This is a genomic window from Burkholderia sp. AU27893 (assembly GCF_002223205.1).
In the GTDB taxonomy this organism is placed as follows: Bacteria; Pseudomonadota; Gammaproteobacteria; order Burkholderiales; family Burkholderiaceae; genus Burkholderia.
Genome location: NZ_NKFD01000008.1, coordinates 26,835 through 38,712, shown reverse-complemented (window position 1 = coordinate 38,712; position 11,878 = coordinate 26,835). Strand labels below are relative to the sequence as shown.

General features: G+C 63.9%; 20 protein-coding genes. 3 read left to right on the top strand and 17 right to left on the bottom strand.

From position 1 onward, the window contains the following. The 3 genes from CFB47_RS39905 to CFB47_RS39900 form a co-directional block, all read left to right on the top strand. Positions 1-263: hypothetical protein (locus tag CFB47_RS39905; RefSeq protein ID WP_089464395.1), on the top strand; the 263-nt coding region annotated here is incomplete at its 5' end. 2 nt (positions 264-265) lie between these two features. After that, the gene (locus CFB47_RS41040) at positions 266-550 is read left to right on the top strand and encodes a hypothetical protein (protein WP_143330804.1); all 285 of its coding nucleotides are present in this window, start codon (positions 266-268) and stop codon (positions 548-550) included. Positions 551-1,301: 751 nt separating this feature from the next. Then, a complete protein-coding gene (locus CFB47_RS39900; RefSeq protein ID WP_089460692.1) occupies positions 1,302-2,333 on the top strand; it encodes a tyrosine-type recombinase/integrase in 1,032 nt (343 codons plus the stop codon). Here CFB47_RS39900 and CFB47_RS39895 read toward each other — a convergent pair. From CFB47_RS39895 to CFB47_RS39820, 17 genes are all read right to left on the bottom strand, one after another. Further along, positions 2,330-2,554, bottom strand: a complete 225-nt coding sequence (locus CFB47_RS39895; RefSeq protein WP_226221925.1) for a helix-turn-helix domain-containing protein — start codon at positions 2,552-2,554, stop codon at positions 2,330-2,332. The two genes, CFB47_RS39900 and CFB47_RS39895, sit on opposite strands and share 4 nt — an antisense overlap. Further along, positions 2,551-2,883, bottom strand: a complete 333-nt coding sequence (locus tag CFB47_RS39890) for a DNA-binding protein (protein WP_089460693.1) — start codon at positions 2,881-2,883, stop codon at positions 2,551-2,553. Before CFB47_RS39890 ends, CFB47_RS39895 begins: the two co-directional genes overlap by 4 nt. After that, positions 2,876-3,400, bottom strand: a complete 525-nt coding sequence (locus CFB47_RS39885; RefSeq protein ID WP_089460694.1) for a hypothetical protein — start codon at positions 3,398-3,400, stop codon at positions 2,876-2,878. Before CFB47_RS39885 ends, CFB47_RS39890 begins: the two co-directional genes overlap by 8 nt. Next, complete coding sequence (locus tag CFB47_RS39880; protein WP_089460695.1) at positions 3,393-3,641, bottom strand: hypothetical protein; 249 nt, start codon at positions 3,639-3,641, stop codon at positions 3,393-3,395. The genes CFB47_RS39885 and CFB47_RS39880 overlap by 8 nt, the downstream gene beginning before the upstream one ends. Continuing rightward, positions 3,638-5,500, bottom strand: a complete 1,863-nt coding sequence (locus tag CFB47_RS39875) for a hypothetical protein (protein WP_143330797.1) — start codon at positions 5,498-5,500, stop codon at positions 3,638-3,640. Before CFB47_RS39875 ends, CFB47_RS39880 begins: the two co-directional genes overlap by 4 nt. 158 nt (positions 5,501-5,658) lie before the next feature. Then, positions 5,659-6,237, bottom strand: a complete 579-nt coding sequence (locus tag CFB47_RS39870; protein ID WP_089460697.1) for a hypothetical protein — start codon at positions 6,235-6,237, stop codon at positions 5,659-5,661. A 27-nt stretch (positions 6,238-6,264) separates the two neighbouring features. After that, on the bottom strand, positions 6,265-7,014 hold the full coding sequence (locus tag CFB47_RS39865; protein ID WP_089460698.1) for a hypothetical protein: 750 nt from the start codon (positions 7,012-7,014) through the stop codon (positions 6,265-6,267). Then, positions 7,007-7,894 carry a PD-(D/E)XK nuclease-like domain-containing protein gene (locus CFB47_RS39860; protein WP_089460699.1) on the bottom strand — a complete coding sequence of 296 codons (888 nt, stop codon included), beginning with the start codon at positions 7,892-7,894 and terminating at the stop codon, positions 7,007-7,009. The genes CFB47_RS39865 and CFB47_RS39860 overlap by 8 nt, the downstream gene beginning before the upstream one ends. After that, positions 7,894-8,055: a hypothetical protein gene (locus CFB47_RS41550; RefSeq protein ID WP_179258922.1), complete on the bottom strand. Its 162-nt coding sequence runs from the start codon at positions 8,053-8,055 to the stop codon at positions 7,894-7,896. Before CFB47_RS41550 ends, CFB47_RS39860 begins: the two co-directional genes overlap by 1 nt. A gap of 117 nt (positions 8,056-8,172) precedes the next feature. Then, entirely contained in the window at positions 8,173-9,042 is an 870-nt protein-coding gene (locus tag CFB47_RS39855; protein WP_089460700.1) for a hypothetical protein, read from the bottom strand. After that, positions 9,039-9,389 (bottom strand): hypothetical protein, encoded by a 351-nt coding sequence (locus tag CFB47_RS39850; RefSeq protein WP_089460701.1) that lies wholly within the window; start codon positions 9,387-9,389, stop codon positions 9,039-9,041. The genes CFB47_RS39855 and CFB47_RS39850 overlap by 4 nt, the downstream gene beginning before the upstream one ends. A 30-nt stretch (positions 9,390-9,419) precedes the next feature. Beyond that, positions 9,420-9,683, bottom strand: a complete 264-nt coding sequence (locus CFB47_RS39845; RefSeq protein ID WP_143330798.1) for a hypothetical protein — start codon at positions 9,681-9,683, stop codon at positions 9,420-9,422. 146 nt (positions 9,684-9,829) lie between these two features. Further along, positions 9,830-10,156: a hypothetical protein gene (locus tag CFB47_RS39840; protein ID WP_089460703.1), complete on the bottom strand. Its 327-nt coding sequence runs from the start codon at positions 10,154-10,156 to the stop codon at positions 9,830-9,832. A gap of 1 nt (position 10,157) precedes the next feature. Further along, positions 10,158-10,373, bottom strand: a complete 216-nt coding sequence (locus CFB47_RS39835) for a hypothetical protein (RefSeq protein WP_089460704.1) — start codon at positions 10,371-10,373, stop codon at positions 10,158-10,160. 116 nt (positions 10,374-10,489) lie between these two features. Further along, positions 10,490-10,696 (bottom strand): hypothetical protein, encoded by a 207-nt coding sequence (locus CFB47_RS39830; RefSeq protein WP_089460705.1) that lies wholly within the window; start codon positions 10,694-10,696, stop codon positions 10,490-10,492. A gap of 3 nt (positions 10,697-10,699) precedes the next feature. After that, a complete protein-coding gene (locus tag CFB47_RS39825; RefSeq protein WP_089460706.1) occupies positions 10,700-11,068 on the bottom strand; it encodes a Rap1a/Tai family immunity protein in 369 nt (122 codons plus the stop codon). Between the two features lie 3 nt (positions 11,069-11,071). Continuing rightward, the gene (locus CFB47_RS39820) at positions 11,072-11,833 is read right to left on the bottom strand and encodes a LexA family transcriptional regulator (protein WP_089460707.1); all 762 of its coding nucleotides are present in this window, start codon (positions 11,831-11,833) and stop codon (positions 11,072-11,074) included. Positions 11,834-11,878 lie beyond the last annotated feature (45 nt).

Below are 11,878 nucleotides of genomic sequence, written 5' to 3'. Positions count from 1 at the left end.
TGAAATTCGGCCCGTGGCTGCTCGCGGCGGCTGGCGTGCTGTTCGGCATGTTCCGGCATCAGCAGGCCGCTACGGCCACGGCCAAGGCGGCGGCCACCGTCGCGCAGGCCCAGGCTACCGTTGATGCCGGCAACGCCGCGGCAGCGCAGGTCGGACAGCAGGCGGTGGCGACAGCGGCCGTCGCTCAGCAGCAGGCAGCGGCGACGCCGGATTCAAACCTCGACGCGCGGCTCGCCGACCTCGGTGCGCTGCGGAAGGATTGACAATGCGATCACTCAACATTTTTCTCGGCGCTCTCTGTGCGATTGCGCTGATCGAATCAGCACACGCGGAGCCTAATATCGTGCGGCGTCATGGCCCATCGATACAAATGAACCATATCGTCGTGTGCGAAGACCTGAACGCCCCGAACCCATCTGGCCGGGGTTTCCCGGCTATACCTGAGACGGGTGAACTTACGCCTGAAGGCTATGCTGAATTTCAGAGCATGCTGAAAGCGCGGTTTCCTGACTGCCCGGCCACAGACAACCCGACATCGGAGGCGCGATGAATGGGCAAGCTGTCTTCGTCATCGGCTGTGGTTTGCTACTGGCCGGCTGCCAGACCTGTCCGACGGTGCCGCCGGCGCGCATCGTCGATACCGCTTGCCTGTGGGTCAAGCCTATGACGGCATCGCCAGCTGACACGCCCGAGACGAAGCGCGAAATCCTCGAGTACGAGCTCGCGCGGCGAGTGAACTGTCGGACGTCTGCCCCAACTCAAAAATAGCGCTGTGCGAGCGCGTCGCAGGTCTCATCGTCCAGCTCATCGAGGCCCGTCGCTCGCACCCAGCATGAGCATCCGTGGTTCGGTCGTACGCGCATGGGCGAGCACCGCGGGTGCGTGCAGTGCGCAATACCGGCGCCGGGCTCCGCGGTTCCGGCCCAATGCTCGCAGGTCCAACACGTGCGCATGACCGTGCGGATGTGCAGTCCGATATATGGGGTCGCTTTGGTTTCCACGATGCAAGTCAGCACTGTATGGCCGTACAGTGTAGCGCTCCGGTTCGGTTCCGGATGAAAAGCGACGAAATTCTCCCCATTCATTACGCACGCCGCGCTCGCTCCCTTGCAAATAAAGGGAAGGCCGTTTCCGGTCCCCGGCACCACGACACTTCAACATGAACTTTGCTGACTTGTTGAACCGTGTAGAAACAACGGGTTAGCGACCCGACACTGTTGATACATACAGGGTATTTTCCCCACATTGTGGGGAGGGTTGTAGAATGGATTCCCCATTTCCTACGCACGGCTCTCCCCACAATGGCATCGATCACCCCACACAAGAACGGCTTCCGCGTGCAGGTCTATGTCGGCGGCGCGCGCGATTCGAAAGTGCTGCGCACACGGCGCGAGGCAACGGCATGGGGAGCGCAGCGCGAGGCGGAACTGAAGCGCCTGAGTGATACGCCCGCCGCTGACCTTCACACGCTCGGCGAAATGCTCACTGAGTATTCGAGCCGTGTGTCGACGAAGAAGGGCGGCACGAAGTGGGAACAGAGTCGCATCGCGTCCTTCATCAAGCAGTTCCCCGAATACGCTGAGCGGCCACTGTCGCAGGCTGACACCCCGATGTGGGCCGAATGGCGAGACCGGCGGCTGTCAGGCTACGTCGGGCCGGATGGTAAGAAGGTGCGCGGCATCACGAACGGCGCTGTGCTGCGCGAGATCAATCTCTATCGAAACGCGTACACGATCGCACGCCGGGAATGGAAGTGGATCGACACGAACGCGTTCAGCGATCTCGGCGCGCCGCCGGACAACCCGCCGCGCACGCGTCGCGTCGCCCCCTGGAAAGAGGTTCGCCCTATCGTTCGCTGGCTCGGTTATCGAACCGGGCAGGAACCGACGACGAAGAGTCAGGAGGTAGCGCTCGCGTGGCTCGTCGCACTACGCAGCGGCATGCGTGCAAAGGAACTGCGTGGGCTCGGAAAGGATACGCTGAACATGAAGACTGGCGTCGCGCGGCTCGATCACAAGATGCAATACCTGACTGGAAAGCCGCGCGAGATTCCGCTCCCTCGCGCCGCGTTGCGGCTGCTGAAAGCGGTAGCGCATCGTGACCGGTGTTTTACGGTCGAGGCGGGGTCGATGGATACGTTGTTTCGCAAGGCGAAGAAGGCGCTGTTGATCACTGGGATGACGTTTCACGACTCGCGAGGCGAGGCGCTAACGCGCCTGGCTCGCAAGGTCGACGTGCTGACGCTGTCGCGCATCAGCGGGATCAAGGATCTGAAGCTGCTGCAGGAGCACTACTATCGCGAGACGTCCGAGCAGATCGCCGCGCGGCTTTAAACATGCGCCTCGCGCGCCTTGTCAATTTCCTCGATCGGGATCAGGCCGCACCGGTTCAGCTTCAGGTCGCCGGCCTTCACCATTTTGCTGACCGTCCAGCGGCTGATCCCGAGCATTTCGGCCGCTTGCATCTGCGTGACGTGCGTCGGGCGCGGGTGCGTCTCCGCGTAGAGCTGCACCGCGCGGCGGGCCACGTTCATTACTTCGTTCGTTTCCATCATCGTGTCCTCGTGGTCATGGCAAGCTCGACGCGGCGACTGATCTCTCGATCGTATCCGGCGAGCGTGGATTGCAGGTTGGGTGCGAGACGCGGCCCGGCGGACGGCGTATCGAGCGGCGCGCGCGGTGCGGCGACCGGTGTCAGCTGGTACGCAGTGTCCGTCGTGACGCGCTGATCGATCCGGATGCGGCCGGCGTAGAACAGCGTGTCGAGGAAGCACTGCACGAACGCCGTCGACGTCTGGAGTTCGGCCGCTATCTCGCGCGCGGTGTGCGTGCCGCTCGCGAGAACGCCGACCACGGCTGCGCTGTTGATGCGGCGGCTAGACATGGTCTTCCCCTTGTCGTTGCGCGAGGGCGGCGTCGATAGGGAACTCGGGGCGTGCCATCCAGTGTGACGGCACAACCTGCTGGACAGGTGCGCACGAAAACGACTGATTCACCCACATTCCGTAGTTCTCCAGCCACGATGCGACCACTACAATCGACGCAGTCGCATGGACGTAGCGGGCGAACATCACGAGTGGCGTCCCGTCCTTCGGCGCAGTCTCGATCGGCTGCCATCCCGTCACCTCGGCGCGCGGCTCCGGCTGGCAGACCTCGCATCCGTCACCGAGAACCCGTGTGCGCATATCGCAGGTGCATTGCGGCTCCGGCTGCTGAGCGGCGAGGAGGGCGGTCAAGCGCCCGAGCAGGCGAAGTTCGGCGTCGTAGAACGCTTTGTCATCTGCATCGGGCCACTCGCCGTCGATCGAGCATCCGGCTTTCAGTGCATCGGCGCTTCGCGAAATGCTCTGGCAGGCGTCCATGATCGTGGCGCGGTCGGCCGCCGTCAGCGTCTTATTCATGCTTGGCTCCTTCGCCACACGATGCATCGCGCGCGGCCTCGAATGCATGACGTTTTATGCTGACGACGAAAACCACGTTCTCCCATTCACCGGTGGCGATGTCGCGCATCGAGACGCAATCCGTGCCGAATGAAACTTCCACGTAGCCGCGCTTTTGTTTTCCACCCGTGATCGAATCGGCCAGGAATTGCACGCCGACGTTATTCACGCCGACCCTCTGGATCAGTTCGTCGAGCTTCATGACTTGTCTCCTTCGAGAAGGGCGCGGTCGAGCCGCTCGATTGCAGCCTGGATCAGTGCACCGGCCTTTATGAGGTTTCTGCGTTTTGTCGTCGGCTTCCACCATTCAGACGGCCACGGCCACATGAACTCATTGTGTTGTCCACGCTCGGAGGCGTGAATCGCATAACAGGCGGCGGCCAGTTCCAGATCTCCACTGCAATGCTCGTCGTCGTGCTCCGCTGTCCAGCCTTCCTGCTCGACCTGTCGGCGTCGCTCGGCGAGAACATCGCGCGCCGCGTCCGTCATTTCCTGCCGAGTGGCGACCTGCGCGGGCGGGGCGGCGTTCTCGATCACCTCCAACGCTTCGTCCCATGGGCAGTTCAAGTTCGAGTGCTCGCCGATGCCCACGCCAAAATGCTTGGCAATGGCTGCGGCCAGCTTGTCGGCCGTCTCTTGATACTCGTCGCGTTCGCGCAGCGTCTGGTCCCACAGTTCGTCATCGCTCGGGCGCGCTGCCGCTGCGGGCTGCGATGCTGCCGCGCGCTCGTTCCAGGCAGCGCGCGCGGCCGCTTCCGGCGTGTCGAGCCGTTCGGCGCGCAGTCCGAATGCTTCGCGCTCGTACCACCACGCCTCGAACGACGCCCGCTCGTCTGCCGGCGCTGCCGCTGCATCTGCGGCTTGCGCCCGGTAAAGGTCAAGTTCGAGGCGAAGTTTCGCGGCTTCCTCTGGCAGCTTCTGGAGCGTTTCAGCGGCAGGGCGGTCAGCTTCCTCGCCGAGTAGCGCCGCTGCGACCCCCGCGAGCACCGTGCTCAGGCGCTCGATGACGTACTTGTCCTCTGCCGCTGCATCTGCGGAGGGTTCGCCGTCGCCAGATTCGAGATAGAAGCAGCCCCGGTCATTGCATGTCTGAGCCGTCGTCGCACCGCAGTGCTTACACGCTCCCGCCACCTCAGTGCGAGGGGCGCGAGACAGGGCATCGCATGCTTGCCGCCGAGCTTCGTCCAGTTCGTACAGCGCATCGCGCATGCCGGGAATCGCTTCCGCAGCCAAATAGGCGTCGCGGGTGAGAAGTTCTGCGCGCTTGTCGCAGGCGTTTTCAAGACGGTCGAGTGCAGCTCGCAGCACCCCCTCCGCTCCCGCCACCTCTGTGCGAGGGGCGCGGGCACCTGCAACGAAACCGTCACGATAGGCGAGCGCTTCTTTGATCGGCGTATCCGACGTGGCCCACTGGCCGGCCGCGAGCATCGCGCGCTCGTTCAGATCGGCCACATCAGCAGGAATGCGGGATTCCAGCTCTCGGTCAATGCAGGTCAGGCAGACGTAGCCGCCCATCCAGTCGATACGGAGCGGCGTGTGCTTGTACTCGCCGCAGCATGCGCAGTTGGTCGCCTGCACGCTGGAATAAGTGTATGCCCCAGAAACTTCCGCCCCATTGCCCGTGCCTTCGAGCGGGGCGGATGGTGCAGCGAGTGCACGCTCTGCCTGAGCCTTCATGCGACCAAGCACGTCGATCTGGTGCAGCCAGTACGAGGCATCGCTCCCGTTGCCGTCGTCGCTCGCAGCGTCCTTCAGTGCTCGGCAGGCTTTCTCGAAGTCGCCGTGATGGCTTACGACGTCCATCAGGCATTCGCGCGCGTCATCGGCCGGCGCTGCTTCGTGCTGCTCGACAGGGCGCCCCGTTATGAGTTTCGCGTGCTGGTCCGCCAATGCGCTTACGAACTCGCCGTCGTTGGCGTCGACCTGATCATCGTTCAGGTAGCGGGACGGGTTTTCGTCGCGGTACTTCTTCATCGCGGCCCGCACGATGTCATAGAACGCATCGCGCGAGATCGTAGGTACCGTCAGCGCATCAGCGCTCTTGTCGGTGGTGTCGCTCATCGTCATCCTCAATCAGTAGAACAGTATCAATGTCGTCCGCGCGGTTCGCATGTGGCATGCGTTGACATGAATAAGCCGGCGTGACGGCGCCCACCCATCACCCACGCGGACGGCATTGAAGCCGGGTTGCCGCGCGTGTGGGGCGCGCGGCGGGTGGGTCACTGTTCTTGCGCGTCTCGGGCCAGGTCGCTGCCTTCGAACGGATCTCGGTCGTCGTCGTCCTGCGCATCGCCGAACAGTCCCGGGTCGACGTAGTTGTCCGGCGGCGTCAGCGTGATGCCGATCTCCTGCTGCAGCCGCGTCGCGATCTTCCCGTGGTCGACCTCGTCCTTCGGATGCGCGGTGATCTTGAAGTGCACACCCACCGAGCCGCCTTCCTGCGTGGTGAAACGGATATCCTTCAGGCCGCATTCGGCGAGTAGCACGTCTTCTGTGCCAGTCGCGCCGATGTGGAAGCGCAACAGATAGCCTTCGTACTTCCGGTCCCACGCGAGGTTGCGCATGAACGGATAGCGCAGCTCGGTCAGGCCGTCGTGTTCCATCGGCAGCTCGCCGGGCTTCGGCTGCGGCTTGCGGTACAGCGCGTTGCGCAGGCCCGCATCGAACATTTCAAGCACTTCGCCGCCTTGAACGACGTAGAGGCCGATCGAGATAGCGGCGACGCGCTCGGCGCCATGTTTCTCGCTGACGTTCGTGCACGAGACGATCTTCGCGAGGGTGTTGTCGAGGTTGAACATGCTGGCTCCTGTCGGGTAGGGGAAGGGTTACGCGTCGAGCAGTGCTTCGCGCCGGCGGTTGTACGCTTCGATCAGGCGCTCGCGGACGTCGCCAGGGTAGTAGCGGAAGCTATCGAGGCAGACTGCGAGCGCATCGACGTCGGCACATGCTTCCAGTTGCGCGAGCGCCGTGGTTTCGTCGTCGCCCGGTCCGGGTTGCGGATCCGCCGGCTTGCGCGCCGCCGCGCCGCGCAGCTCGCGCATGCGCGCGTTGTATGCGTCCTGCGCGGCCTGCGCTTGATCGCCCGGGGGCAGCTTCATCGCCAGCGCGCGGGCCGCGTTCATGGCGTTGCGATCGGTGGCCGTCGCGATCGCCTTCAGCACGTCGTCGAGGCGCACGACTTCGAGCGGCAGCACCGTGTGCAGTGCCTTCTTGCCCTTCGTCGCAGTCAGCGACAGCGAGATCTCGCGTTCGATGTGGCTCAGGTGGCTGATGCGAATGCCGCCCACGACCATGCCGCCGAAGCGCACCGCCTGGTCGTTGTAGAGTGTCATCGACTTGCCGGTCCAATTGCGGCCGTCCTCGCCCCACGCGAAGATCAGCAGCTTCCGCATGGTCTTGCACGGCTTGTACGGCCGGCCCTCGTCGTTCTCGTAGTGCAGGATCACGGGCTGATCTTCGCTGCCCATGCGCACATCGGTCACGGTTATGGTCATGTCGCCGGCCAGCAGCTGCTCTGCGTTCAGCTGGTCGGATTTCGGCACGATGGTGCCGCGGAGGTCGGTGATGTCAGACATATGCGATCTCAATCTCTTGTGAAGTGAAGGCGTAAGGGGGCAGGTCAATCTGCGTGGTCTTGTTCGAGTAGCCGGGCCAGCGCTTCAGGCGCACGCATTCCTCGTACAGGTCGAGCAGCCGGCGGCACTCCATGAATCCTTCCTCACGGCTTTCAGGTCCGAGCGTGTACGAGGCGGCCGCGTAGGGCCACTCGGTCTCGACGGCTATGAACGTGAATTTCTCGACGGTGACGCCGGCCGCTGCGCTGTAGCCGGCCGAGTAGAACGCGTCCTGCACGTGGTAGCGCTTGCGCGCGATCTGGCGGCGGAACTCGTCGGCGGCCGCGCAGCTGAACGTCTTCAGGTCGAGCAGCTCGACCGACTTGCGCGACAGCGCATGCACCCAGTCCGGCCGGCAGCGGCATTCGACGCCGGTCATTTCGTCCGTCCAGAACGCTGAAACTTCGGCGCGGCCCTGAGACAGCGCGTCCTGAATCTCCGGCAGCGCGCGCACGGATTCCGCCTGGCGCATCGCGACGTCGTACTGCTCGACCGTGATCACGCGCTTGTCGCCGCATGCGTCGAGGAATTCGCGCCACCATTCCATCGCCGCGACGCTGTCGGGCGACGGCTTCTTTGCGTTCCACTGCGCGTCCGTCGGCTTGCGCGGCGCGCCCTTCGGTGCCCAGACGTAGCGCGCGTCGAACTGGTCGGGCTCGAACACTGCGCAGTGCGCGAGGTGCCCTTCGAGCTGGCCGGCCTTCTCGACGCGCGGCGGCCGCAGCGGATTGCGATGCCGGCTGTAGAAGTGGAACGGCGACAGCGCGAGGTCATCGAGTTGCGACTTCGAAACGGGCGACAGCGCGTGATACGCGTCGATCGACAGGTTGTAGTCGAGCATCACGCCCCCCACACGCCGCGCGGCGCTTCCGGCGTGGTGCTGAGGTATGCGATGCCGACCGCGCACAGGAACGCGACCACGATCGCGACGATGATCCCGGCGACCGGGCTGCGTTCGAACAGGCGGTCGAGCGCGTCGCAGAGGTAGGTGATCGGGTTCATCGCGCAATCCCCGCGAGCAGTTCATAAGCCGGCGCAATGCCCGATGCGATCAGCCAGAGCGCGCCGAGCACCGCGAGCCAAAACCAGTCGGGGAGGCGGGTGAGAGGGGCGCGCATGTCAGTCCTCCCGGTGCTGATAGGCGGTCAGCGCGTCGGTCGCAAGCTGCTGATCAGCGACGCTCGCCATGATCCGGTCATAGTTCCACGTCGTATCGCGGAACACGCGGCCGTCGCAGAAGTCGTGCATGCACGAGATCACGTCGTTCGCGATTTCCTTGTCCTCGTCGGTGACGATCGTGAATCGGTCGATCGCGTCCCGCACGCGGTAGGGGCCTTCCGACCAGTCGCCACGCGTTGCCATCATCGCGAGTGCCAGGTCGATGCGCTGATCCTTGCCGCGCAGCGCTTCGATCACGTCGTCCCATGTCGACTCGTCCGACAGTTCGTAGCGCAGTACGATTCGGGCGAGTTCGATGTTCGCTTTCCGCGCTTCGCGCTCAGCCTCTGCGGCACGCTGACGCTGCAGTTCAGCTTGCTCGGTCTCGCGCGCCGCCGTCGCGGCGTATTCGTCGTATCGGGCCTTGAGCGTCTCGTACGTGTGTGTCGCGTAAGCGAATCCGTCGTCCGTCTTGATAAAGCGCGCAATGTCGCTGATCCAGCCCGCGTCGCGCGTGACGTTCTTCGGGTAGCGCGAACGCGATTTCGTGTCGCGCTCGGTCCATGACTTCGGCATGCCGATTTCTTCCATGAACGCCCGGACGCGATCAGCCGTGCCCTTGTTTCGCTCGATGGCTTCGAGGTTCGCTTCGTGCAGCGCAACGTCCTTCGCTCGGGCAGCTTCCAGCTGCGCCAGCGCATGATCGGCGGTCGCCTTCGATGTCGGCGTGCGGCAGTTCGACAGCGAACTTGCATAGCTTTGCGGGCTCGCCATGCAATTGGCGACGAAGCCGCACTGCGCGACGGGCATGATCTTGCGGTCGGTGCTCACAGCGCACCTCCTGCAATCGTCACGTGCCGCACCGGCTCCGGCGCAGCCTCGGGTGCCGTCGTCGCGAGTGAGATCACGGCGTCGATGGTTTGGCGCAGTTCGGCTGGGCTGTTTGCCTCGGTCAGCCATTCCGCAGCCGCACGAAGGCGATCGAGCATCTTCGGCGCGGCCGCGAACAGCCGCGCGTATTCCTTCCCGTGCGGCGACGTCGAGCAGTCGGCGACGAGCCAGCCGGCCGCGTCGGCATCAGTGCGTTTCGTGCGCACGTACCAGCAGCACGCTTCGAGTTCCGGCGCTTGCTTGGCTTCTTCCGCCTCGCGGTAGAAGCGGTTTTCGCTCTTGTCCATGTGGTCCCTCGGTGTGGTGTGCGGCCGGTGTTACGCGCGCGACGTGGCGAGCCACGCGGCGAGGCGCGTCATGGCGCTGTGTTCGACGTACGTCTCGGGATTCTTCTTCTGGATCGCACCCGGCAACGCGTCGAGGAACGCGTGAATTTGATCGCGCTCGGATTGCGCCGAGTCGCGACCTTCACGCGCCCACTTCGCTTGGTTCTTTTCCGATTCGAGCTGCTTTTCCAACTCCACGATTCGGGCTTGTGCTGCCTTCAGGAGCGTCGAAACTGCGGGCTTGCGTTGGGCCATGATGGTCTCCAGGTGGTTGCGGTAGGTGCGCGGCTCAGCCGCGGTGGTGGTCGTCGTCGTTGACGCGTGCGATCTCGCGCACGATCACGACCAGGGCGAGGATCAGCACAGCAGCGGCGCCGATCAGGAGGCGGGTGGTGGTCATGTCACTCACCGTCCGCGTAGAGATGGGCCATGCCGGCCGCCGCGGCGATCTCTTTCGCGAGATCAAGAAAGCCGGGCTGGATCGAACCGCAGAAGTGCGCGACGAAGATGCGCGCGCGCGTTTCGGCCGGCTCGTTTTCCAGCGCCTTCGCCGTACGGCGTGCAGCTGCAATCAGCTCTGCGACCGCGATCTCGGTGCCGCGGTCGCGCGCGGCTTCCATCGCTTCGGCAATAGCCTCATCGCGCGCGATCTCGTGGTCGACGCGATACTCGTGCAGGGCCGCGATGCGCCGCGGGGTGATTGTGGTGAGGGGTTGGTGGCGCAGCATTTCAGCCGCCCACGCGTACGAACGAACCGGCAGCGAAAACCTCTCCCGTCGCGTCGAACAACTCACGGCACATCGCGTTCTGCATGCGCGCGCCGCTGTCGTCGAACGCGACGGCCAGACGTGCGCCGTTCGCCAAGATTCGCTGCTTCAGCTCGAACGCGAAGACGTCAGCAGCCGACGGCAGCGCGCGCGGGGTGATCGGGTGGTGGTGGAGCATGGTGGCCTCTCTAAAAGCGTTGCTTCTGGAGGCTATAGTAGCAGCGCTGCTTTTAATGTCAAGAGCATTGCTACTATTTGTGGGGCAAAGAAATCCCGCGATTGCGGGCTATTGGGTCAGTCTTCGCCGTATTCGCCGCTCGGCAGCGGCAATCCATCAAACGCGAGATAGGTCGTGCTGCCGTAGAACAGCGCGAAAAAACAGATCAAGCCGATCCACCATCGCCCGGTCTTTCGGCCGATCCAGACGCTTGCGTAACCGGACGCGGCCATTAGGACCGCAAAGATTACGAACGAACCGATGTGGAAGGCGAGCGCACGCATCGGTCAACTGCAGGGATAGTCGCGCGCGAGCGCCGCGCGCACCGCGAGCACGGCCGGCATCCGCTTCAGCTCCGGCCGCTCGTTGAGCATGCGGGCGACGGACTGCTGCAGCTCGGGCCCCTTTGCTTTGCCCGATGCGCAGAGGTGGCGCGGTGCTTGATCTGGCTTCATGAGCCCCTTCATTTCGGCTGCCTGCAGCACGCCGTCATCATCGAGGACGCCGACGATATACATGGTCGCAGCCAGGTGCAGAGCACCGTCGTTGGACGACAGCCACTCCTGCAGCTTCGCGCCGGTCGTGATTTCGGCGTGTGCGCCGATCGTCGTCGCGAAAAGGAACGCGGCAGCGGCCGCCTTGTAGCGTGTGCGCATGGTCTACTCCAGTCCGCCCGATCCGCTGCGATCGCGCACGCGGCCGAGAATGGTTATGAACTGCGCCGCCTGCTCGGCGCTGATGGTTTCTTCTGGGTATTTCTTGTTGTCGCTCACCAGCACAAGCGACCCATCGTATTTCTTCAGAATGCGCTTCACGCGGAAGCCGTCGCCATACCGCAGAGCGTAGACCTTGCCGTCACGGATCGCGACGTCGGCGCAGTCGATCAGAACCGACTCGCCGTCGTATAGGTGCGGCTCCATGCTGTCGCCGACGATCTTCACGCGCCGCGCGTTCTCGGGCTTGATACCCATTTCTCGGAGGAACCGTAGAGAGTACGTATGCGGTTCGCTCTCTCGTTCGATTTCCCATTGGATATGGCCGTTTCCGGCCTCGCACTGGAGGTTGTATCGGGGAATTGCCACGTAGCCGTCGGGCGTCTCGGCGCCGCTTTCGATTGGAATGATGGGAGTGCCCGGCGACTCGTCGCTCGCGCGCACGAGGCTCGCGAGCGTCGGGCTGATGTCGGACGGCTTTACCCCAAGCACGCGGGCGAACGACAGCAGAGCCGGCAGATTCAGCGGGATAACGCCGCGCAGATACTGGCCCACGGCACCCTGAGACCCGATACCGGTCTCGCGTCCGAGCCATTCCTGCGTCGCACCTTCGTTGCGATCCTTGTACGCCAGCCACGCGGCCTTCAGCCGCGCTACATCCTGCAGTTCATTCGCCGTGAGTTCGCGGCGCTTGGGGTTCTTTTCCATGATCCGATTCTATTAGCGCGGCTACTTTTCTTACGGGATACTTGA